Below are 22227 nucleotides of genomic sequence, written 5' to 3'. Positions count from 1 at the left end.
GGGATACCCGGAAGTGACCCGAGGTGGTGACAGGCGCATGGCGGCAGGCGCGACGGGTGCGGCCGCGTACGACTGGAGGTTCGACTCCGGGCGGATCTGCCTTGACCTGGTGGCGACCGCGGAGGCGGCCACCGGCGGGCGTGAGCCGCTGGACGGGCCCGGGCGGCTCGGCCGGTGGCTGGTCGGAGCCGGTCTGGTGCCCGCGGGCACACAGCTGGCGGCCGTCGAGGGCCAGTGGGTGGGGCGCTTCGTCGAACTGCGGGACTGCCTGGGCCAGTTGGTGCGGGCTCAGATCGAAGGCCGCGGCGCCGAGTCGGCGCTGGAGCGGGTCAACGCCCTCGCCGCGGGAGCGCCGCCCGGCATCCGGGCCGTACGCGACGCGCAGGGCTCGCTCGTACGGGCGCTGAGCGCCGCGCCCGAGTGCGGGGCGCTGCTCGCCGCTGTCGCCCGCGACGCCGTGGAGCTGCTGACCGACCCGCCGGCCCGGGCGAGGCTGCGGCAGTGCGAGGGTGACAACTGCCGCCGCGTCTATCTGGACACCTCCCGCGGACGGCGGCGGCGCTGGTGCTCCAGCGAGGTGTGCGGCAACCGCGAGCGGGTCGCCAGACACCGGCGCAGGGCCGCCGTGGCGAGGGCCTGAGGCCGGCTCGGGCCGTCCCTCAAAAGATCTTGAAACTTTTTTGGCGGGACGTTGAGTGATGCGTCTGCGGCCCCCGTAGTGATGGGGGAGAAGCAGTCAGCCAAAATCAGGGTCTCGACCAGGAGGTTCAGGTGCGCAAGGATGCCGCCGTGGCCGATGACCGTCCGCAAAGGGCCCGCCATCGCAGCGAGAAGCCACGCAACGACTCCTCAGCACCTGACGAGGAGCTCATGCGCGCGCTGTATCGCGAACATGCGGGACCTTTGCTCGCCTATGTACTCCGTCTCGTCGCCGGCGACCGCCAGCGAGCCGAGGACGTGGTGCAGGAGACGCTCATCCGTGCCTGGAAGAACGCCGGTCAGCTCAACCGAGCCACCGGCTCTGTCCGACCCTGGCTGGTGACGGTCGCACGCCGCATCGTCATCGACGGTCACCGCAGCCGGCAGGCCCGGCCGCAGGAGGTCGATCCGTCGCCGCTGGAGGTCATGCCCGCGGAGGACGAGATCGACAAGGCGTTGTGGCTGATGACGCTCTCGGATGCGCTCGATGATTTGACGCCCGCCCACAGGGAAGTTCTTGTCGAGACGTATTTCAAGGGGCGTACGGTCAATGAGGCGGCCGAGACGCTCGGCATACCCAGTGGGACGGTGCGCTCCCGGGTGTTCTACGCACTCCGTTCCATGAAGCTCGCTCTGGAGGAGAGGGGGGTCACGGCATGACCATGTATGAGCAGGAATCCGTACACGATGCTGTCGGCGCGTATGTGCTCGGCATTCTGGACGACGCAGACGCCTCCGCCTTCGAGGCGCATCTGGCGGGCTGCGACATCTGCGCCGCCCACCTCGAGGAGTTCTCCGGAATGGAGCCGATGCTGGCCATGCTGGCTGAGGCCCCGGTGCCGGTGCAGCAGCCGAATGTGCTGAACATGCCCGGCATGCGGTTCACGCCCGACGTCCCGCCGCCGCGACCGGTCCCCGTGGTGCCCACCGCGCCCCGCCCGCAGCTGCTCGGCGGACTGCTCGACGAGGTCGCCGCCAAGCGCGCGGCCAAGCGCCGGCGCGGCATGTATCTGGTCGCGGCCGCCGCGGCCCTGATCATCGGTGGTCCCACCGTCGCGGTCGTGGTCACGGCTGACGACACCGGCAGCAACAACCAGGCGCTCACCGATCCGCACCCCACCAGTCCCGCCGAGGACGCCTTCTTCAACCACATGAACGAGAAGGTGCAGGCCACGGACGCGACCACCAAGGTCAGCGCGACCGTCGGTCTGGAAGAGAAGGGCTGGGGCACCCACACCGTTCTCGAACTGAAGAACGTCAAGGGCCCGCTCAAGTGCAATCTGATCGCCGTCTCCAAGAGCGGCGAGGAAGAGGTCGTGACCTCCTGGGCCGTCCCGAAGTGGGGTTACGGCATCGAGGACAGCCCGAACAAGTTGGGCAAGAACCCGCTCTACGTCCACGGCGGAGCGGCGATGGACCGGAACGACATCGACCACTTCGAGGTCCGTACCTTCGACGGCAAGCGACTGGTGGAGGTCGAAGCCTGACAGATTCGCCCCCTTCGCGTACGGTTGACGGCTGCCCAGTGCACGTCAGAAGGGGGCCTCGGTGGCCGCGCAGGATGCCGCTGTCGAAACCGCTGATCCCGGTGTCGATTCCGTACGAGACCGCGAGATCGGTATCGAGCAGGAACATCTGAATCAGGTGTACCGCCGCCTCGAGGAGAAGATCCACGAGGCGGAGTTCCTCATGCACGATGCCGCCAAACGCGGGCAGGTCGGCACGCCGGGCGCACTCGCCGAGCGGGACGCCCAGGTCTTCCGGGCGGGAGTGCACCTCAACCGGCTGAACAACGAGTTCGAGGACTTCCTGTTCGGCCGGATCGACCTGCTGCACGGCAAGGACGGCAAGAAGGGCCCGGACGGCGCGTACACCTCGGTCGAGCCCGCGGACGAGGCCGTACGGGCGGACAACACGGCCGACATCGGGGAGACCCTGCACATCGGCCGTATCGGAGTCCTCGACTCCGACTACGCGCCGCTGGTCATCGACTGGCGCGCCCCGGCCGCCGCTCCCTTCTACCGCTCGACCCCGGTCGATCCGGGCCGGGTGGTACGCCGCCGGGTCATCCGCTCCAAGGGCCGCAAGGTTCTCGGCGTCGAGGACGACCTGATGCGCCCGGAGCTGATCGCCACGCTGGACGGGGAGCAGCTCCCGGTCGTCGGGGACGGCGCGCTGATGGCGGCGCTCGGGCAGGCCCGCAGCCACACCATGCGGGACATCGTCGCCTCCATCCAGGCGGAGCAGGACCTGGTGATCCGGGCCCCCGCCGCGTCCGTCACCTATGTGGAGGGCGGGCCCGGCACCGGCAAGACCGCCGTGGCCCTGCACCGGGCGGCGTATCTGCTCTACCAGGACCGCCGGCGGTACGCGGGCGGCATCCTGATCGTCTCGCCGACCCCGCTGCTCGTCGCGTACACCGAGGGCGTGCTGCCCTCGCTGGGCGAGGAGGGGCAGGTCGCGATCCGCGCGGTCGGCAATCTGGTGGACGGCGTGGAGGCCACGGCGTACGACGAACCTGCCGTGGCCCGCGTCAAGGGCTCCTCGCGGATGCTGAAGGTGCTCCGCAAGGCCGCCCGGGGCGCGCTGGAGCGGGGGGACGGCCCGGACCGGCTGCGCGTCGTCGCCTTCGGGCGCCGCGTCGAGCTGGAGGCCGACGAGCTCCATCGCATCCGCCAGGCGGTGCTGGGCGGCACCGCCCCGGTCAATCTGCTGCGCCCGCGTGCCCGCAGGCTGCTGCTCGACGCCCTGTACGCCAAGTCGGGCGCCGCGACCCGTCACACCGACCCGGAGCTCGCCGCCGAGCTGCGGTCCTCCTTCGACGAAGACGTGGCCACCGAGGACGCTTTCATCGGCTTCCTGGACGCCTGGTGGCCCGAGCTCACCCCGCGCCGGGTGCTCACCGCGATGGCCGACGAGAAGCTGCTCGGCCGCTGGGCTCGCCGGATCCTCAACCCGGGCGAGGTGCGCCGCCTCGCCCGCTCGCTGCGCCGCGAAGGCCTGTCCGTACACGACGTGGCGCTCCTCGACGAGCTGCAGACGCTGCTCGGCACCCCGGCCCGCCCCAGACGCAGGCGCGAACTCGATCCGCTGGACCAGCTCACCGGTCTGGAGGAGCTGATGCCGCAGCGCGAGGAGACCCAGTACGAACGGGCCGAGCGGCTGGCTCAGGAACGTACCGAGTACGCGCATGTCATCGTGGACGAGGCGCAGGACCTGACCCCCATGCAGTGGCGGATGGTCGGCCGCCGCGGCCGGCACGCCACCTGGACGGTCGTCGGCGACCCGGCGCAGTCGTCCTGGTCGTCCCCGGACGAGGCGGCCGAGGCCCGCGACGAGGCGCTCGGCTCCCGCCCGCGCCGCCGCTTCCAGCTCACCGTCAACTACCGCAACCCGGCTGAGATCGCCGAGCTCGCGGCCAAGGTGCTGGCGCTCGCCATGCCCGGCATGGAGTCCCCGTCCGCGGTCCGCTCCACGGGCGTGCAGCCGAGCTTCGCGGTCGTACGGGACGGGAATCTGGCCCAGGCCGTACGGGCCCAGGCGCAGCGCCTGCTGGACCGGGTCGACGGCACGGTCGGCGTGGTGGTCGCGATGAACCGGCGCGAGCAGGCGGCGCGTTGGCTGGCCGGGCTCGGCGAACGTGTGGTCGCGCTCGGCTCGCTCGAGGCGAAGGGCCTGGAGTACGACGCGACGGTCGTCGTCTCGCCCGCGGAGATCGCGGACGAGTCCCCGGCCGGGCTGCGGGTTCTGTACGTGGCGCTGACCCGGGCGACCCAGCAGTTGACGGTGGTCTCGGACCGGCGCGACGAGCCGGACGCGAACGGGGTGCCGGACCTGCTGCGGGACTGATGGAGAGTCAACCCGCGATGCGGGAATCACTTACCGGGGTTGAGGGTCCGGGGGCGTCCCCAGGGAAAAGCACAGTGTTAGCCTGGTTGTGGCACCGGCTCGATCCAAGCCCCCGGGCCCAACCTTCGTCGCTACGAGCGACCACTTGCCGCGAGGCGAGCATGGCGGGTCGGTGCCACCTATTCGTACGACAGACAGGTCCGCGTCACCGCGAGGTGACGCGGACCTGTTTCGTTGGAGGCTTCCGCCCGAACGGTAGCATCTCGTATGGTGGAAAACGGTTTCCGAAAACAAAACGAACGCTATTACCTGCTACTCGCAGGTAGGTGCGACCATCGGAAAGCGTCGCCGGGCACCAGCCGCGGCCGCATGGCAATGAAGCTAGCGAAAGCAGAGGAACCCGGTCATGGCAACGGCGCCCAGCGTCTCGTACTCGATGACGGTCCGGCTGGAGGTCCCCGCGAGCGGTACCGCGGTCTCTCAGCTCACCACGGCCGTGGAGTCCTCCGGCGGCTCTGTGATCGGCCTGGACGTGACCGCTTCCGGCCACGAGAAGCTGCGGATCGACGTCACGATCGCAGCGACCTCCACCACGCACGCCGACGAGATCGTCGAGGAACTGCGCAAAATCGAGGGCGTCGTCCTCGGCAAGGTCTCCGACCGTACGTTCCTGATGCACCTCGGCGGCAAGATCGAGATGCAGTCCAAGCACCCCATCCGCAACCGTGACGATCTCTCGATGATCTACACCCCGGGTGTGGCCCGGGTCTGCATGGCCATCGCCGAGAACCCCGAGGACGCCCGCCGCCTCACCATCAAGCGCAACTCCGTTGCGGTGGTGACCGACGGCTCCGCCGTACTCGGCCTCGGCAACATCGGCCCCATGGCCGCGCTCCCGGTGATGGAGGGCAAGGCAGCCCTCTTCAAGCGGTTCGCCGGCATCGACGCCTGGCCGCTGTGCCTGGACACCCAGGACACCGACGAGATCGTCGCGATCGTCAAGGCGATCGCCCCCGGCTTCGCGGGCATCAACCTCGAGGACATCTCGGCGCCCCGCTGCTTCGAGATCGAGGCGCGGCTGCGCGAGGCGCTGGACATCCCGGTCTTCCACGACGACCAGCACGGCACCGCGATCGTCGTCCTCGCCTCGCTGACCAACGCGCTGCGCGTGGTCGGCAAGGCGATCGGTGACGTACGGGTCGTCATGTCCGGCGCGGGCGCCGCCGGTACGGCCATCCTGAAACTGCTGATCGCAGCGGGTGTCAAGCACGCCGTCGTGGCCGACATCCATGGCGTGGTGCACGCGGGCCGCGAGGACCTGGTGGACGCGGAGCCCGAGTCGCCGCTGCGCTGGATCGCCGACAACACCAACCCCGAGGGCGTCACCGGCACGCTCAAGGAAGCGGTCGTCGGCGCGGATGTCTTCATCGGAGTGTCCGCCCCGAACGTGCTGGGGGCGGCGGACGTCGCGGCGATGGCCGACGGCGCAATCGTGTTCGCGCTCGCGAACCCCGACCCGGAAGTCGACCCGGCAATCGCCCGTCAGACGGCGGCAGTTGTGGCCACGGGCCGCTCCGACTTCCCCAACCAGATCAACAATGTGCTGGTCTTCCCGGGCGTCTTCCGCGGCCTGCTGGACGCGCAGTCCCGGACGGTCAGCACGGAGATGATGCTCGCGGCGGCGGCCGCGCTTGCGGACGTCGTCACCGAGGACGAACTCAACCCGAACTACATCATCCCGTCCGTCTTCAACGACAAGGTCGCCGGAGCGGTCGCGGGAGCCGTCCGCAATGCCGCGAAGGCGGCCGGAGCGGCTGTGACGGGCCACACGTCGGCGTGACGCCCGGCGCGTCGCGAGTCGCGGGTCCGCGACTGCCGCTCTAGGGTGGCGGACCATGAGCCCCGCGGCTCGCGGCTCCAAGGAGTCTCCACCGAGTGGACGGAACGTCACCACGACGAGGCCGTGGCGCTTTTCGTGTGACTCCGGAGGGTGCCGGATTGGCTTTCCCGCCGCTGGTGGGGGCAGGATGCGTATTCGGGCGCGAGGGTCTGACAGCAGACCCGGGTCCGGGGACTGTCCGAGGGCCCTGGCAGCATCGGCTTCGATCTCACGCCTCACAGGCAAGAAGAACACGGGAGTAACAACATGAACCGCAGTGAGCTGGTGGCCGCGCTGGCCGACCGCGCCGAGGTGACCCGCAAGGACGCCGACGCCGTGCTGGCCGCTCTCGCCGAGACCGTCGGCGAGGTCGTCGCCAAGGGCGACGAGAAGGTCACGATCCCCGGCTTCCTGACCTTCGAGCGCACCCACCGTGCCGCTCGCACCGCTCGTAACCCGCAGACCGGCGACCCGATCCAGATCCCGGCCGGTTACAGCGTGAAGGTCTCCGCGGGCTCCAAGCTCAAGGAAGCCGCCAAGGGCAAGTAATCCGCCTGGGCAAGCCAATGGGCGGCCACCCCTGCCGGGGGTGGCCGCCCATTGGCGTGTGGCTGGGCCTCCGGGGGCGAAGTCCCCGGGGTCAGACGAGCCTGCCGCCCGGCAGCTCCACCTTCGCGCCCAGCTTCTCGAGCTTCTCCATGAAGTTCTCGTAGCCGCGGTTGATCAGGTCGATGCCGTGGACCCGGGACGTCCCCTGCGCCGCGAGCGCCGCGATCAGGTACGAGAAGCCGCCGCGCAGGTCCGGGATGACCAGGTCCGCGCCCTGGAGCTTCGTCGGGCCCGACACGACCGCCGAGTGCAGGAAGTTGCGCTGGCCGAAGCGGCAGTCCGAGCCGCCGAGGCACTCGCGGTACAGCTGGATGTGCGCACCCATCTGGTTGAGCGCGGAGGTGAAGCCGAGCCGCGACTCGTACACCGTCTCGTGGACGATGGACAGGCCCGCCGCCTGGGTCAGGGCCACCACCAGCGGCTGCTGCCAGTCGGTCTGGAAACCGGGGTGCACGTCCGTCTCCAGCGCGATCGCCTTCAACGCGCCGCCGGGGTGCCAGAAGCGGATGCCCTCGTCGTCGATCTCGAAGGCGCCACCCACCTTCCGGTAAGTGTTCAGGAACGTCATCATCGAGCGCTGCTGCGCGCCGCGCACGTAGATGTTGCCCTCGGTCGCCAGCGCCGCCGACGCCCAGGACGCCGCCTCCAGGCGGTCCGGGATCGCCCGGTGGGTGTAGCCGCCGAGCTTGTCGACACCGGTGATCCGGATCGTCCGGTCGGTGTCCATGGAGATGATCGCGCCCATCTTCTGCAGTACGCAGATGAGGTCCTCGATCTCCGGCTCCACCGCCGCGTTGGACAGCTCGGTGACGCCCTCCGCCAGCACCGCCGTCAGCAGCACCTGCTCGGTCGAGCCGACCGACGGGTACGGCAGCCGGATCTTGCAGCCGCGCAGCCGCTGCGGGGCCTCCAGATACTGGCCGTCCGCCCGCTTCTCGATCGTCGCGCCGAACTGGCGCAGCACCTCGAAGTGGAAGTCGATGGGCCGACCGCCGATGTCGCAGCCGCCCAGACCCGGAATGAAGGCGTGGCCGAGCCGGTGCAGCAGCGGGCCGCAGAAGAGGATCGGGATGCGCGAAGAGCCCGCGTGCGCATCGATGTCCGCGACGTTCGCGCTCTCGACGTGGGACGGGTCGAGTACCAGCTCACCAGGCTCGTCACCGGGCCGGACCGTCACTCCGTGCAGCTGCAGCAGTCCGCGTACGACGCGCACATCACGGATGTCGGGCACGTTGCGCAGTCGGCTCGGCTCGCTGCCCAGAAGAGCGGCGACCATCGCTTTGGGCACGAGGTTCTTCGCGCCGCGGACGCGGATCTCACCCTCCAGCGGGGTTCCGCCGTGGACAAGCAGTACATCGTCTGTGCCGGTCATGAATCTCGCGTTCCGGAGTGGTCGGGCAGGGGGCCAGTCAAAAGGGTAAGGGGCGTCTACCCCTGTCCCGTAAGGCCAAGGACGCTCCGCGGGCGTAATGAATTGGGCACAACACACTGGGTCGCCGACTACTTGCGGAGCGTCACCGCCCCGGGTTCGCGTGCCGCCCCCTTCTGTCGCGTCCTGAGCTGCGCTGGCTCACACTCAGCCGCCCGCTCCCCGCGGAGGGCGAAGATGCGGGATCATGTCTCGCATGACCGAGGTGTCCTCGCTCACAGGGCGGCTGCTCGTCGCCACTCCCGCCCTTGCGGACCCGAACTTCGACCGGGCGGTGGTTCTGCTGCTCGACCACGACGACGAGGGCTCGCTCGGCGTGGTCCTCAACCGGCCCACCCCGGTGGTCGTCGGCGACATCCTGGAGTCCTGGGCCGCCCTCACGGGCGAACCGGGCGTGGTGTTCCAGGGCGGGCCGGTCTCCCTCGACTCGGCGCTGGGCGTCGCCGTCATACCGGGCGACGAGGGGCCGCTCGGCTGGCGGCGGGTGTACGGCGCGATCGGTCTGGTCGACCTGGAGGCCCCGCCGGAGCTGCTCGGCGCGGCGCTCGGATCGCTGCGGATCTTCGCGGGGTACGCCGGATGGGGCCCCGGCCAACTGGAGGACGAGCTGAACGACGGCGCGTGGTACGTCGTCGAGTCGGAGCCGGGCGATGTGTCGTCGCCGCGGCCGGAGAGCCTGTGGCGGGCGGTGCTGCGACGGCAGCGCAACGAGCTCGCCATGTTCGCGACGTACCCGGACGACCCTTCGCTGAACTGAGTGGCGTGGCCTTCAGTACCCTTGGCAGTTATGAGCACTCTTGAGCCCGAGCGCGGGACAGGCACGGGGACCCTCGTAGAGCCGACGCCACAGACGTCGCACGGCGACGGCGACCACGAGCGCTTCGCCCATTACGTCCAGAAGGACAAGATCATGGCGAGTGCGCTCGACGGCACTCCCGTGGTGGCACTGTGCGGGAAGGTCTGGGTACCGGGGCGTGACCCCAAGAAGTATCCGGTCTGTCCGATGTGCAAGGAGATCTACGAGTCCATGTCCGCCGGCGGCGACAAGGACAAGGGCGGCAAGGACAAGAAGTAGTCCTTCCGCCGGGGACGGCCCCCGGGGCGCGCATTCGTGCGCGCCCCGGGGGCCGTTTCCGTTGCACGGGGTGCGTCTGCTGGTCACAGAGTGGTTGAGACCTCTTGTCCGGTTGTTGGCGCGCCCTTAGCCTCCTGCGTGTTGTGCAGAACGAAACGTTCGTTGCGCAGAGTGCAACGCCTACTCGTAGGGGAACCACGCATGAAGCTCATCGCCCGAATTGCCGCCCCGTCCGTGGCACTTGTGCTGGCGGGCCTCACCGCCACCGCCTGCGCCCCCCAGACCTCCGACAACAGCGCCAAGAAGGACGACAAGAGCGGCACCCTGCGCATCTGGCTCTTCCAGGAGGTCAACAACAAGCCCAAGGAGCAGGTCGTCGACGCCGCCGTCGCCGCGTTCCGCAAGGCGCACAAGGGTGCCGAGGTCGAGGTCGAGTACATACCGGTCGAGACCCGCGCCCAGCGGATCAAGGCCGCCTTCAACGACCCGAAGAGCGCGCCGGATCTGATCGAGTACGGCAACACCGACACCGCCGGCTACGTCAAGGACGGCGGACTCGCCGACGTCGGTGAGGAGTTCACCGCCTGGGACGAGGCCAAGGACACCGACCCGACGGCCAAGAAGTCGGTCACGGTCGACGGCAAGATCTACGGTGCCCCGCTGTTCGTCGGCGTACGAGCGCTGTACTACCGCACCGACGTCTTCAAGGAGCTGAGGATCGCGGCCCCCAAGACCCAGGACGAGCTGATCGCCACCGCCAAGAAGATCCACAAGGCGAAGCCGGAGCTGTACGGGCTCGCGGTCGGCGGCGCGTACACCTATGGCGCGATGCCCTTCATCTGGGCGCAGGGCGGCGAACTGGCGCAGGAGAGCGGCGGTTCGTACAAGGCGGCCATCAACAGCCCGGCCGCGCAGAAGGGCATCACGGCGTACACCTCGCTCTTCGGCGACGACAACTGCCCGGCCGCGAAGTGCGCGTCGATGGGCGGCAACGCGACGGTGACCGCCTTCGCCTCCGGCAAGGCGGCGATGGCGATCGGCGGCGACTTCAGCCACCAGGCGGTGGAGGCGGGCGCGGTGAAGGGCAAGTACGCGGTGGTGCCGCTGCCGGGCAGGGAGGAGGGCTCGATCGCGCCGGCCTTCGCGGGCGGCAACAACATCGGCGTACTGAAGAGCAGTTCGCACCGCACGCTGGCGGTGGACCTGATGAAGCAGTTCACCGGCAAGGAGACACAGCGCAAGCTCTTCGACGCGATGGGGTTCCTGCCGACGTACACGGATGTACGGGCGGAGGTCGCGAAGAAGGAGCCGTTCGTCGAGCCGTTCGTACGGACGCTGGGCGCGGGCGCGAAGTTCGTGCCGGCCTCGTCGGGCTGGGGCCAGATCGACGCGTCGCTGGTGCTGCCGACGATGTTCCAGGAGATCGTCAGCGGCAAGAAGGACGTGGCGGCGGCGTCGGGTGACGCGGCGAAGAAGATGGACACGGCGTTCGCAGCCGCGGGCTGAGTGCGATGACAAACGGTACGGAGCCGGGGCCGAACGCCCCGGACAGCACGGGCACGCGCGAGACCGCGGTCCCGCCGCCGGGGACAAGGGCGCCGGACGATGCGGGCACGCCGGCCGGCGCTTCGGCGGCTGAGGCCTCTGCGTCTGCCGGTGGTGCCGTCGTGTCGGCTGAGGCCTCTGCGTCGGCCGGTGCCGAGGCGGGGCCGTCCGGTGGGACTGCTGCGTCTGCCGGTGGTGCCGTCGCGTCGGCGGGTCTCCCGGCGGCTGAGGCCTCTGCGTCGGCCGGTGGGATGGGCACGTCGGCCGGTCTCTCGGCGGCTGAGGCCGCCGGGCCGTCCGCCGAGGGTGTGGTCGCGTCGGCCGTCGTCGGGGCGGTGCCGTCCGGTGGGACTGCTGCGTCTGCTGGTGGTGCGGTCGCGTCGGCGGGTCTCCCGGCGGCTGCCCGTGGGGCGGCTACGGCCTCCGGCGGGCCGGGCGCGTCGGTCGGTGGCTCCTCGGTCGTCGGCACCGCCGGGCGGTCCGAGGGGCGGCCCGCGCGCGTGCCCAACGCCCGGAAGGCGGCCGGGGGTTCGTCCCCCGGCGACCGGCGCGCGGCGCGGCGCGGCCGGCGGCGCGACGGCTCCTGGACCCCGTGGCTGTACCTCGCGCCCGCGCTCCTCGTCCTCGGTGGGCTCCTCGTCTACCCGATCTACCAGCTCGGCCTGATCTCCTTCCTCGAGTACACCCAGGCCCAGGTCAGCGGCGGCAAGCCGACCACCTTCCAAGGCCTCGGCAACTACCGCACGCTCCTCGCCGACAGCCAGTTCTGGCAGGTCCTGCTGGCCACCGTCGTCTTCGCCGCCGCCTGCGTACTCGCCACCCTCACCGCCGGCTGCGCCCTCGCCGTCCTGCTGACGCGCGTACGCGCCCTCCCGCGCCTCGCCCTCATGCTCGCCGCCCTCGGCGCCTGGGCGACCCCCGCCATCACCGGCTCCACCGTCTGGGTCTTCCTCTTCGACCCGGACTACGGACCGGTCAACCGTCTTCTCGGCCTCGGCGACTTCTCCTGGACGTACGGGCGCTCCAGCGCCTTCGCGCTCGTACTCCTCGAAGTCGTCTGGTGCTCGTTCCCGTTCGTGATGGTGACGGTCTACGCGGGCATCAAGGCGATCCCCTCGGAAGTCCTGGAGGCGGCCTCACTGGACGGCGCGTCCCAATGGCGGATCTGGCGCTCCGTCACCGCCCCGATGCTCCGCCCCATTCTCGTCGTCGTGACCATTCAGTCGATCATCTGGGACTTCAAGGTCTTCACCCAGATTTACGTGATGACGAACGGCGGCGGTATCGCCGGCCAGAATCTCGTGCTCAATGTGTACGCCTATCAGAAGGCCTTCGCGTCCTCCCAGTACAGCCTGGGCTCGGCCATCGGCGTCGTGATGCTGCTGATTCTGCTGGCGGTCACCCTCGTGTATCTGCGGCTGCTGCGACGCCAGGGAGAAGAACTGTGAGCCTGCTCAGCATTCGCCGCCCCTGGCGGCTCGCCGCCGAGGCATCGGCGCTCGTCATCGCGGTCGTCGTGGCCTTCCCGCTGTACTGGATGGTGCTCTCGGCGTTCAAACCGGCGGGCGAGATCCAGTCCACCGAGGCACGCCCCTGGACGCTTTCCCCCTCGCTCGACTCCTTCCACCGCGTCTTCGAACAGCAGGAATTCGGCCGGTATTTCCTCAACAGCCTGTTCGTGGCAGGCACGGTAGTGATCGCTTCCGCGCTGATCGCCTTCCTGGCGGCGACCGCGGTGACGCGGTTCCGCTTCAAGTTCAGGACGACCCTGCTGATCATGTTCCTGGTCGCCCAGATGGTGCCGATCGAGGCGCTGACCATCCCGCTGTTCTTCCTGATGCGGGACTTCGGCCAGCTGAACACGCTCGGCTCGCTGATCCTGCCGCACATCGCCTTCTCGTTGCCGTTCGCGATCTGGATGCTGCGTGGCTTTGTGAAGGCGGTCCCGGAAGCCCTGGAGGAGGCGGCCTGCATCGACGGCGCGAGCCGGACCCGCTTCCTGTGGCAGATCCTGTTCCCGCTGGTCTTCCCGGGGCTCGTGGCGACGAGCGTGTTCTCGTTCATCTCGACGTGGAACGACTTCCTGTTCGCCAAGTCCTTCATCATCAGCGACACCTCACAGTCGACGCTGCCGATGGCGCTGCTGGTCTTCTTCAAGCCGGACGAGAACGACTGGGGCGGCATCATGGCGGCGTCTACCGTGATGACCGTGCCAGTGCTCGTCTTCTTCGTACTCGTACAGCGACGCCTGGTCTCCGGCCTGGGCGGCGCGGTGAAGGACTGACGCAATGAGCCTTATGGCCATGACCCTTACGGCAACGAGCCCTGCGGATCTGATCCCCGCGCCGCGCGCCGTCGACGGCCCGTACCGCACCCCCTTCGTGCTCGGCACCGGTGCCGCACTCGCGGCGGCGCCCGGCACCGAGGGCGTCGCCCGCTGGCTGCGTACGACCCTCGGCGGCGCTCTGGGACGCGAACTCCCATCGGGGGTGGCGGGAGCCGCGCACACCATCACGCTGCGGATCGATCCGTCCCTGGAGCCCGAGGCGTACCGGCTGTCGGTCGCATCCGGTGTCGAGATCGTGGGCGGCACCGCGGCCGGGGTGTTCTGGGGAGCACAGACGCTCCGTCAGCTCCTCGGCCCCGATGCGTACCGCCGGGCCTGCGTCGATCCGGAAGCCTGGCGGGGCATTCCGCACCAGGTCATCGAGGACGCACCCCGCTTCCCCTGGCGCGGCATGATGCTCGACGTCTCACGGCACTTCCTGCCCAAGGACGACGTCCTGCGCTATCTGGACCTCCTCGCCGCCCACAAGCTGAACGTCTTCCACATCCACCTCACCGACGACCAGGGCTGGCGCATCGAGATCAAGCGCTACCCCAAGCTCACGGACATCGGGGCGTGGCGGGCACGCACCAAATACGGCCACCGCGCCTCCGAGCTCTGGGACGAGAGCCCGCACGGCGGCTACTACAGCCAGGACGACATCCGGGAGATCGTCGCGTACGCCGCCGAGCGGCATATCAGCGTCGTCCCCGAGATCGACATCCCCGGCCACTCGCAGGCCGCCATCGCCGCGTATCCGGAACTGGGCAACACCGACGTCATCGACACAACAACCCTCTCCGTCTGGGACAACTGGGGCATCAACCCGAACGTACTCGCCCCCACTGACAACACCCTCCGCTTCTACGAGGGCGTCTTCGAGGAGCTCCTCGGCCTTTTCCCCGCCGCCGTCTCACCGTTCATCCACGTCGGCGGCGACGAGTGCCTCAAGGACCAGTGGAAGGCGTCCCCGGCCGCCCAGGCCCGTATCAAGGAACTCGGCCTGGCCGACGAGGACGAGCTCCAGTCCTGGTTCATCCGCCACTTCGGCACCTGGCTCGCCGACCGCGGCCGCCGCCTCATCGGCTGGGACGAGATCCTGGAGGGCGGGAGTCGAGCCAAAGGGCGCGCCCCTGTCGAAAGAGACGAGGAGGAGGGAGCGAGGGCTGCGCTCGACTTGCGGCTAACGCCGCGTGGGCGACCGCTCGACGAGGAACGTCGACAGGGGGTACGAGCGCCCGGAGGCGAGACGACGGAATTGGGCCTGGCCCCCGGCGCGGCCGTCTCCTCCTGGCGTGGATACGCCGGCGGCATCGCCGCCGCCGAGGCCGGCCACGACGTCGTCATGTGTCCCGAGCAGCAGGTGTACTTGGACCACCGCCAGCACGGCGGCGCCCAGGAGCCGATGCCCATCGGATACGTACGCACCCTCGAGGACGTCTACCGCTTCGAGCCCGTGCCCCCGGCCCTCTCGCCCGAGGCCGCCGCGCACATCCTCGGCACCCAGGCCAATGTCTGGACCGAGGTGATGCAGGACCGTTCCCGCGTCGACTACCAGGTCTTCCCGCGGCTCGCCGCCTTCGCCGAGGTCGCCTGGTCCGCCCTGCCCGCCCCCGCCGAGCGCGACTTCGCGGATTTCGAGCGGCGAATGACCGCCCACTACAAGCGCCTTGACGCGCTCGGTGTCGACTACCGGCCGCCCGGCGGCCCGTTGCCCTGGCAGAAGCGACCGGGTGTGATCGGACGCCCGATCGAGGGGGCGCCCCCAAACGTGTGAGCCCGGCTCAAGACGCATCTCCCGCGCACGTGACCCTGGGACCGTGTAAAGCCGCAAGGAATAAGTCGCACAAGGATGGCCGAAAAGTGGCAATCCGCATGTGGCGGCGAGGATGTTGCAAACCGGACCATCCACGCGAGCCGGTATATCCGGTACGGATCTGCCCTTCGCGGACCCTCTCGCCGGTCGGCTCGGAAGATGTGCCAGAGTTGCCACGTCCGGGCTGTGAGCACGTACGGTACGGCAACACAGGCGGGACAGCCGGGACACCGGGAAGGGGCAGCTGGGTGACCACGCACGCACCGCAGACGGGGCAGTCGGTGACGCTGCCGGCTTCGCTCGACGAGGCCGTGGCGGCGCTGACCGCCATGCCCGCCGCCGTGCCCGTCGCGGGCGGCACGGACCTCATGGCCGCCGTCAACAAGGGCCAACTCCGCCCCGCCGGCCTCGTGGGCCTCGGCCGCATCAGCGAAATCCGGGGCTGGCGCTACCAGGACGGACACGCGCTGCTCGGCGCCGGACTCACCCACGCCCGGATGGGACGGCCCGACTTCGCGGCCCTCATCCCCGCGCTGGCCGCGTCCGCGCGCGCCGCCGGCCCGCCCCAGATCCGAAACGCGGGCACCCTCGGCGGCAACATCGCCACGGCCGCCCCGACCGGCGACACCCTGCCCGTGCTGGCCGCGCTGGAGGCGGACCTGGTGATCGCGGGACCCGGCGGCGCACGCCGCGAGATCCCCGTCTCGCACCTCCTGGCAGGCCGGGAGATGCTCGCCCCCGCCGAACTCATCGGCTTCGTACGCGTGCCCCTCCTGCACGCCCCACAGGTCTTCGTGAAGGCCACCGGCCGCACCGGTCCCGGCCGCGCCACCGCATCCGTAGCCGTCGTCCTCGACCCGGCGCGGCGCGGCGTGCGCTGCGCGGTGGGCGCGATCGCGCCGATGCCGCTGCGGCCGCTGGAGGCAGAGCGGTGGATCGCGTCACTGATCGACTGGGACGGCGAGCGCGGCCTCGCGGGCGAGGCGCTGGCGGCCTTCGGTGAGTACGTCGCGGCGGCGTGCATCCCGGATCCGGCCCCGGCCGCGCAGGGCGAGGAACAGCCCGTGCTGCCGCCCGCCGTACTGCATGTGCGGCGCACCGTCGCCGCGCTGGCCCGACGTGCACTGGGGAGGGCGCTGTCGTGAGCAATGAGGAGAACCCGCAGGGACGCCCGCCGGAGCAGGGGGGCTGGCAGCCCACGCCTCAGGGCGGTGAGTACGACGCCGAGGCCACCGCCTTTCTGCAGCTGCCGTCCGAGGGCGCGCTGGACGCGGCGCCGCTCGAAGCGCCCGGACACGGCTACGTACCGCCGATGATCACGCCCCTGACTCCGGCCTCCGAGGCCGATCCGGCGGCGACGGGCGGCTGGGCCGGGCAACAGGCGACGGGGGAGCCGGCGGTGCAGTGGCCGGAGCCCGCGGGCACCGAGCGGCATGTCGACCCGCACGCCACGGGACAGTGGACCTTCACGGGCGCCGAGCCGGCCGGGGCGCCGGTCACGCCCACGCCTGCCTCCGAGTTGACCGGTCAGTGGACGATTCCGGTGGCGGACGGCGATCTGCCGGACGAGTCCGGCGAGTTCACGACGTCCTCGCTGGCGTCCCACTGGGGTACGACGACCCCGCCCGCGACGCTGCCGGGCGGGGCGACGGCCCCGTGGGCGACCGCGCAGGAGCCCCCGGCGACGCTGCCGGGCGGAGCGGCCGCGCCCTGGGCGACGGCTCCGGAGCCGTCGCCGGAGCCCTCCGCGGTGGCCGAGGAGCCGGAGCCCGTGCAGTCGGGGCCCGTGCAGGAGCCGGAGCAGGCGCCGGAAGCGGTCGAGGCCGAGGCGGCGGCGAGCCCCGACGAGGCCGCCGAGGCGCCCGCCGACACTCCTGAGGCGGCCGCCCCCACCTCCTCCACGGGCAGCGACGAACACCCGCCGACCTCCTACGTCCTGCGCGTCAACGGCACCGACCGCCCCGTCACCGACGCCTGGATCGGCGAGTCCCTCCTCTACGTCCTGCGCGAGCGCCTCGGCCTCGCCGGCGCCAAGGACGGCTGCTCGCAGGGCGAGTGCGGCGCGTGCAACGTCCAGGTCGACGGCCGTCTCGTCGCCTCCTGCCTGGTCCCGGCGGCGACCGCCGCCGGCTCCGAGGTCCGTACGGTCGAGGGCCTGGCCACCGACGGCGAACCCTCGGACGTCCAGCGAGCCCTGGCGGGCTGCGGCGCGGTGCAGTGCGGTTTCTGCATCCCCGGCATGGCCATGACCGTCCACGACCTGCTCGAGGGCAATCATGCCCCCACCGAGCTCGAGACCCGCCAGGCGCTCTGCGGCAACCTCTGCCGCTGCTCCGGCTACCGGGGCGTCCTCGACGCCGTACGCGAAGTGGTCGCCGAGCGCGCGGCGAGTACCGCGACCGCCGCCGAAGCGAGTGAGGAAGCGCGCATTCCGCACCAGGCGCCCCCAGGCGCGGGTAGTGTGCAGCTCCACCCGCACGACGGAGGCATGGCGTGAGCAACGACGCGGCCACCACGACGACGCCCAGGACGGTCGACGGCCCCCAGACGGAGCCTCCCGCCCACGGCCTCGGCGCGTCCCTCCCGCCGGCCGACGCCCGCGCCAAGACCGAGGGCACATTTCCGTACGCCTCCGATCTGTGGGCCGAGGGCCTGCTGTGGGCGGCGATCCTGCGTTCCCCGCACCCGCACGCGCGTATCGGCTCGATCGACACCTCGGCGGCGCTGGAGATGCCCGGCGTACGAGCCGTGGTCACCCATGAGGACATTCCGGGCGATTCTTCGTACGGCAGGCGAATCGCCGACCGTCCCGTCTTCGCCTCCGAGCTCGTACGCCACCACGGCGAGGCGATCGCGGCGGTCGCCGCGGATCACCCCGACACGGCCCGCCTCGCGGCGGCGGCCATCGCCGTCGAGTACGAGGCACTCGACCCGGTCACCGACCCCGAGAAGGCATTCGCCGCCGAGCCCCTGCACCCCGACGGCAATCTGATCCGCCACATCCCCCTCCGCTACGGCGACCCCGATGTGACGGGCGAGGTGATCGTCGAGGGCCTCTACCGCATCGGCCGCCAGGACCCCGCCCCGATCGGAGCCGAGGCCGGCCTGGCCGTCCCGCGCCCCGACGGCGGCGTGGAGCTGTACGTCGCCTCCACCGACCCGCACACCGACCGCGATCTGGCCGCCGCGTGCTTCGGCCTGGAACCGGACCGGGTGAAGGTCGTGGTCACGGGCGTCCCGGGCGCGACGGGCGACCGCGAGGATCCCGGCTTCCAACTCCCGCTCGGCCTGCTGGCGTTGAAGACCGGCTGCCCGGTCAAGCTGACTGCGACCCGCGAGGAGTCCTTCCTCGGCCACGCCCACCGCCATCCGACGCTGCTGCGCTACCGCCACCACGCGGACACCGAGGGCCACCTGATCAAGGTCGAGGCCCAACTGCTGCTTGACGCGGGCGCGTACGCCGACGCGTCCTCCGAGTCACTCGCGGCCGCGGTCGCGTTCGCCTGCGGCCCGTACGTCGTCCCGCACGCCTTCATCGAGGGCTGGGCGGTCCGTACGAACAACCCTCCCTCGGGCCATGTGCGCGGCGAGGGAGCGATGCAGGTGTGCGCGGCGTACGAAGCCCAAATGGACAAGCTGGCCGCGAAGTTGGGCGTGGACCCCACCGAACTGCGGCTGCGCAACGTGCTGGCGACCGGTGACATCCTCCCCACGGGCCAGACAGTCACCTGCCCCGCGCCTGTCGCGGAACTCCTCCGCTCGGTCCGGGACTTCCCGCTCCCGTCCCTCCCCAAGGACAGCCCCGAGAACGACTGGCTGCTCCCCGGCGGCCCGGAGGGCGCGGGCGAACCCGGAGCCATCCGCCGCGGAGTCGGCTATGCGCTGGGCATGGTCCACATGCTGGGGGCGGAAGGCGCCGACGAAGTCTCCACGGCAACGGTCAAGGTCCACGACGGCATCGCGACGGTGATCTGCGCGGCGGTGGAGACCGGCCAGGGCTTCTCGACGCTGGCCCGGCAGATCGTCCAGGAGACGCTGGGCATCGAAGAGGTCCACGTGGCCTCGGTCGATACCGACCAGCCCCCGGCGGGCCCGGCGGCCCACGGCCGCCACACCTGGGTCTCGGGCGGCGCGGTCGAACGCGCCGCGAAGATGGTCCGTACGCAACTGCTCCAGCCCCTGGCCCACAAGTTCGGCATGTCCACCGAACTCCTCCAGATCACAGACGGCAAGATCACGTCGTACGACGGCGTGCTGTCGACGACGGTCACGGAGGCGATGGACGGCAAGGAACTCTGGGCCACGGCCCAGTGCCGCCCCCACCCCACGGAGCCCCTCGACGAGTCCGGCCAGGGCGACGCCTTTGTGGGCCTGGCCTTCTGTGCGATCCGTGCGGTGGTCGACGTAGACATCGAGTTGGGTTCGATCCGCGTGGTCGAAATGGCGGTGGCCCAGGACGTCGGCCGCGTCCTGAACCCGGCCCAACTGACCGCCCGCATCGAGGCCGGCGTCACCCAGGGCGTGGGAACGGCCCTCACCGAAAACCTCCGCACGGCCCGCGGCCTGGTCCGCCACCCGGACCTGACGGGCTACGCACTCCCGACATCTCTTGACGCTCCGGACATTCGCATCGTGAAACTGGTCGAGGAACGCGACGTGGTGGCCCCCTTCGGAGCAAAGCCGGCGAGCGCGGCCCCGGTGGTGACGTCCCCGGCGGCGGTGGCTTCGGCGGTGCGGGCGGCAACGGGCCGCCCGATCAACAGGCTGCCGATCAGGCCTCAGGCGGCGGTGGCCGTCCCCAACTCGTAGCAGTGTGACGCGCATTGCATGTGCAGGTGCAATGTAGGGATGCGCGGTGTCACTGGTGCTCGCTACAGTGGTCACTGAAGCTTTGGGTTAAACGGGGAGGATGCTTTGCTGCCGAGCGAGGGCGGGTCAGGGGGCACGTCGTCTGGGTTCTTCAACCCATTTGAGGCCGTCCAGGACGCCGTGAGCGACATGGTCACCGAACTTTCGTCGTTCACGAACTTCCGGGACCGAGTCGACCAGCTGGTGAAGGACCTCAAAGAGGGGCCTGCCGGGCCGAACAAGGTGGGCCAGGGTTCCATGGCGCGAGGCCAGCTCGGAGGCGGGGAAAGCGGCTGGCACGAGGCGGACGGACTGTTCGATTCGTACACGACGGTCATCGAGGAGCTGGAGAAGCTCTCGAAGCTGCTGTCGGACTCCATCGAGGGCATGGGCATCGCGGTCATGGCCTCCCACAACGGTTACGAGAACCTCGACGAGGACATCCGTCGGCGTATGGCCGCCATCGGCAGGCACACGACAGATGACTACAAGCGGCATCACTCCTCATCGCCAGCGGAGAAGGGCCACAGCAGCGCGCAGCCGGGGGATTCGGGTGCCAGCACTGCCGGTGCTGGTGACGATCTCAAGTGATGAGGGCCAGCTGTGGATCACGGGGAATAGGTGAGACGGCGTATGGGTAACAGGGGACGAACTCCGTTCGAGGGTATGTCCCACGCGACGATGCTCGCGTGGTTGGACGCGGCGAACGCAAGCTCCGTGCAGGACGCTGCTGACAGACTGGCCAAGGCGGCCGAGGAGATCCACAAGATCGCCGAGGACCTCAAGGTCCGCCCGCAGTGGGTGGAGTGGAAGGGCGAAGGCGCGAACGCCTTCCGGGAGTGGGGTGCCGACCTCCACAGTTCGACGCTGAAGTTGGGTGACTACAGCGAGGGCGCTGCGAAGTGGCTTTCAAGCGCCTCGGATGCGATCGCTCTCGCCAAGTCCTCCATCCCCCGAACGCTGCCGGAGGAGGCGGCAAACCTTGCAGTGGCCAGGAAGTATCACAACGACCCTGACACGGGGGCCATCAGGAGCAAGGCTGTGTCCACGCTCCCCCACGACTACGAAAACGCCACACCGGAGGCGAAGGCGGCCGCTGCCGAGGCAGCCCAGGTGGCCGCAGCGGACCGGATGAGGGCGCTGGCGGAGTCGTACGTGGATTCTCAGGAAAAGATGGACAATCTGGAGCGTCCTGTTTTCCCGCCCCCGCCGGGGGCGGTCATGCCCGAGGGATGGAAAGACGGCTTCAACAGCGAAGAGGGGACGTACCGGAGGGGCGACAGCAGCTCGTACTCGGCAGAGCGCGCGTACAGTGAGCCCACTCAGGAGCGGACGGTTACTCCCGAGACTGCGTCGCGGGCAAGGGCTGAGACCGACCTCGGCACGGACACTGCTCAGACGGTGGAACGCCCGGTGGGCATGGAGATCGACAGCGTGGCCACGCTGCCCCCTGTGCACACCACGCCCCCGGGAACGACCGGTACCGTCCCGCCAGTCAACAGGCCCGATGGCTTGGGCCCAGTCATGCTAGGAGTGATACCGCCTGCGTTCGGCGGCAACTCCGGCGTGCCTGTTGCCAATGCACCGGGGAGGGCGGTTCCCGGCATGCGAGGAGCTGTGCCGCCCGGACAGGCTGGAGTCACCTCGAGGATGCCGCGTGAAAACGGCATTGTCGGTGGCCGCCCTGTCGCGCCGAACACGGGGCGCCCTACTGGCGGGATCCCTCGTGGCACAGTGATCGGCAGTGAAGGCACCACCGCCCGCGGCCAGATGGGGCGGGGCATGGGCGGCATGCATGGCGGTCCCACGGGAGGCGTCGGCCAGAGCGGTATCAGCGGTGGGCGTCGCCTGGCGTCCGAGGCGGGCGGCGTTGTCGGAGGCCGGCCTGGACAGGCTGGACAGAGCAGCGCTCGGCCCTTCACTCCGGGTGGGTCGGGCCTGGTTCGAGGCGGGAACCCGAGCCCCACCGGTGGGGCACACCCTGGACAGGCAGGCCGAGCCGGGGCGATCCCTCCAGGAGCGCGCGCCGCCAACTCTCGCCGTGACGAGCAGAACGGCGAGCGCCCGGATTACCTCGCGGAGGACGAAGAGACGTGGCAGCAAGGCAGCCGACGTATCGTCCCTCCGGTCATTGACTGACCCCGCAGAGAAA

The 22227-nt window shown here is 70.1% G+C and carries 18 protein-coding genes; 17 read left to right on the top strand and 1 reads right to left on the bottom strand.

Translation table 11 applies throughout. From position 1 onward, the window contains the following. The first annotated feature begins 37 nt into the window (after positions 1 to 37). The 6 genes from ACZ3H8_RS24970 (at position 38) to ACZ3H8_RS24945 (ending at position 6976) form a co-directional block, all read left to right on the top strand. Complete coding sequence (locus ACZ3H8_RS24970) at positions 38 to 640, top strand: CGNR zinc finger domain-containing protein (protein WP_467405353.1); 603 nt, start codon at positions 38 to 40, stop codon at positions 638 to 640. A 131-nt stretch (positions 641 to 771) separates the two neighbouring features. Continuing rightward, the gene (locus tag ACZ3H8_RS24965) at positions 772 to 1359 is read left to right on the top strand and encodes a sigma-70 family RNA polymerase sigma factor (protein ID WP_142217417.1); all 588 of its coding nucleotides are present in this window, start codon (positions 772 to 774) and stop codon (positions 1357 to 1359) included. Next, entirely contained in the window at positions 1356 to 2186 is an 831-nt protein-coding gene (locus ACZ3H8_RS24960; RefSeq protein ID WP_467405350.1) for an anti-sigma factor family protein, read from the top strand. Before ACZ3H8_RS24965 ends, ACZ3H8_RS24960 begins: the two co-directional genes overlap by 4 nt. Before the next feature lie 61 nt (positions 2187 to 2247). After that, positions 2248 to 4548, top strand: coding sequence for a HelD family protein (locus ACZ3H8_RS24955; protein ID WP_467405348.1), 2301 nt, complete (start codon positions 2248 to 2250; stop codon positions 4546 to 4548). 406 nt (positions 4549 to 4954) lie between these two features. Further along, positions 4955 to 6388, top strand: coding sequence for an NAD-dependent malic enzyme (locus ACZ3H8_RS24950; RefSeq protein ID WP_467405347.1), 1434 nt, complete (start codon positions 4955 to 4957; stop codon positions 6386 to 6388). A 306-nt stretch (positions 6389 to 6694) separates the two neighbouring features. After that, on the top strand, positions 6695 to 6976 hold the full coding sequence (locus ACZ3H8_RS24945; RefSeq protein ID WP_004571953.1) for an HU family DNA-binding protein: 282 nt from the start codon (positions 6695 to 6697) through the stop codon (positions 6974 to 6976). 91 nt (positions 6977 to 7067) lie between these two features. Here the strand turns inward: ACZ3H8_RS24945 and murA are convergent, their stop codons facing one another. Then, the gene (gene murA, locus ACZ3H8_RS24940; protein ID WP_356229732.1) at positions 7068 to 8408 is read right to left on the bottom strand and encodes a UDP-N-acetylglucosamine 1-carboxyvinyltransferase; all 1341 of its coding nucleotides are present in this window, start codon (positions 8406 to 8408) and stop codon (positions 7068 to 7070) included. A gap of 253 nt (positions 8409 to 8661) precedes the next feature. Between murA and ACZ3H8_RS24935 the strand changes: the two genes are divergently transcribed. From ACZ3H8_RS24935 to ACZ3H8_RS24885, 11 genes are all read left to right on the top strand, one after another. Beyond that, positions 8662 to 9222 carry a YqgE/AlgH family protein gene (locus tag ACZ3H8_RS24935; protein WP_307663114.1) on the top strand — a complete coding sequence of 187 codons (561 nt, stop codon included), beginning with the start codon at positions 8662 to 8664 and terminating at the stop codon, positions 9220 to 9222. Positions 9223 to 9252: 30 nt separating this feature from the next. Further along, on the top strand, positions 9253 to 9540 hold the full coding sequence (locus tag ACZ3H8_RS24930) for a DUF3039 domain-containing protein (RefSeq protein ID WP_356229730.1): 288 nt from the start codon (positions 9253 to 9255) through the stop codon (positions 9538 to 9540). Positions 9541 to 9741: 201 nt separating this feature from the next. Then, positions 9742 to 11046: an extracellular solute-binding protein gene (locus tag ACZ3H8_RS24925; protein WP_467405343.1), complete on the top strand. Its 1305-nt coding sequence runs from the start codon at positions 9742 to 9744 to the stop codon at positions 11044 to 11046. 290 nt (positions 11047 to 11336) lie between these two features. Next, the gene (locus tag ACZ3H8_RS24920; protein WP_467405340.1) at positions 11337 to 12533 is read left to right on the top strand and encodes a carbohydrate ABC transporter permease; all 1197 of its coding nucleotides are present in this window, start codon (positions 11337 to 11339) and stop codon (positions 12531 to 12533) included. Continuing rightward, positions 12530 to 13369, top strand: a complete 840-nt coding sequence (locus ACZ3H8_RS24915) for a carbohydrate ABC transporter permease (RefSeq protein ID WP_467405337.1) — start codon at positions 12530 to 12532, stop codon at positions 13367 to 13369. Before ACZ3H8_RS24920 ends, ACZ3H8_RS24915 begins: the two co-directional genes overlap by 4 nt. Before the next feature lie 19 nt (positions 13370 to 13388). After that, positions 13389 to 15188 (top strand): beta-N-acetylhexosaminidase, encoded by a 1800-nt coding sequence (locus ACZ3H8_RS24910; protein ID WP_467405336.1) that lies wholly within the window; start codon positions 13389 to 13391, stop codon positions 15186 to 15188. 287 nt (positions 15189 to 15475) lie between these two features. After that, the gene (locus tag ACZ3H8_RS24905) at positions 15476 to 16372 is read left to right on the top strand and encodes an FAD binding domain-containing protein (RefSeq protein WP_467405333.1); all 897 of its coding nucleotides are present in this window, start codon (positions 15476 to 15478) and stop codon (positions 16370 to 16372) included. Continuing rightward, on the top strand, positions 16369 to 17724 hold the full coding sequence (locus tag ACZ3H8_RS24900) for a (2Fe-2S)-binding protein (protein WP_467405331.1): 1356 nt from the start codon (positions 16369 to 16371) through the stop codon (positions 17722 to 17724). Before ACZ3H8_RS24905 ends, ACZ3H8_RS24900 begins: the two co-directional genes overlap by 4 nt. Next, positions 17721 to 20036 (top strand): xanthine dehydrogenase family protein molybdopterin-binding subunit, encoded by a 2316-nt coding sequence (locus ACZ3H8_RS24895; RefSeq protein WP_467405329.1) that lies wholly within the window; start codon positions 17721 to 17723, stop codon positions 20034 to 20036. Before ACZ3H8_RS24900 ends, ACZ3H8_RS24895 begins: the two co-directional genes overlap by 4 nt. 189 nt (positions 20037 to 20225) lie before the next feature. Next, positions 20226 to 20666: a hypothetical protein gene (locus tag ACZ3H8_RS24890; RefSeq protein WP_467405326.1), complete on the top strand. Its 441-nt coding sequence runs from the start codon at positions 20226 to 20228 to the stop codon at positions 20664 to 20666. Between the two features lie 75 nt (positions 20667 to 20741). Next, positions 20742 to 22214 (top strand): WXG100 family type VII secretion target, encoded by a 1473-nt coding sequence (locus ACZ3H8_RS24885; RefSeq protein WP_467405324.1) that lies wholly within the window; start codon positions 20742 to 20744, stop codon positions 22212 to 22214. Positions 22215 to 22227: the final 13 nt, after the last annotated feature.

The organism is Streptomyces sp. NPDC002868 (genome assembly GCF_055563295.1).
This window is presented reverse-complemented; position numbering and strand designations above follow the sequence as displayed.

Coding starts and splice junctions, on each gene's coding strand:
- ACZ3H8_RS24970 (WP_467405353.1), top strand. CDS start 38: ATGGCGGCAGGCGCGACGGGTGCGGCCGCGTACGACTGGAGGTTCGAC.
- ACZ3H8_RS24935 (WP_307663114.1), top strand. CDS start 8,662: ATGACCGAGGTGTCCTCGCTCACAGGGCGGCTGCTCGTCGCCACTCCC.
- ACZ3H8_RS24890 (WP_467405326.1), top strand. CDS start 20,226: ATGGTCACCGAACTTTCGTCGTTCACGAACTTCCGGGACCGAGTCGAC.
- ACZ3H8_RS24920 (WP_467405340.1), top strand. CDS start 11,337: ATGGGCACGTCGGCCGGTCTCTCGGCGGCTGAGGCCGCCGGGCCGTCC.
- ACZ3H8_RS24885 (WP_467405324.1), top strand. CDS start 20,742: ATGTCCCACGCGACGATGCTCGCGTGGTTGGACGCGGCGAACGCAAGC.
- ACZ3H8_RS24950 (WP_467405347.1), top strand. CDS start 4,955: ATGGCAACGGCGCCCAGCGTCTCGTACTCGATGACGGTCCGGCTGGAG.
- ACZ3H8_RS24930 (WP_356229730.1), top strand. CDS start 9,253: ATGAGCACTCTTGAGCCCGAGCGCGGGACAGGCACGGGGACCCTCGTA.
- ACZ3H8_RS24945 (WP_004571953.1), top strand. CDS start 6,695: ATGAACCGCAGTGAGCTGGTGGCCGCGCTGGCCGACCGCGCCGAGGTG.
- murA (WP_356229732.1), bottom strand. CDS start 8,408: ATGACCGGCACAGACGATGTACTGCTTGTCCACGGCGGAACCCCGCTG.
- ACZ3H8_RS24910 (WP_467405336.1), top strand. CDS start 13,389: ATGACCCTTACGGCAACGAGCCCTGCGGATCTGATCCCCGCGCCGCGC.
- ACZ3H8_RS24925 (WP_467405343.1), top strand. CDS start 9,742: ATGAAGCTCATCGCCCGAATTGCCGCCCCGTCCGTGGCACTTGTGCTG.
- ACZ3H8_RS24960 (WP_467405350.1), top strand. CDS start 1,356: ATGACCATGTATGAGCAGGAATCCGTACACGATGCTGTCGGCGCGTAT.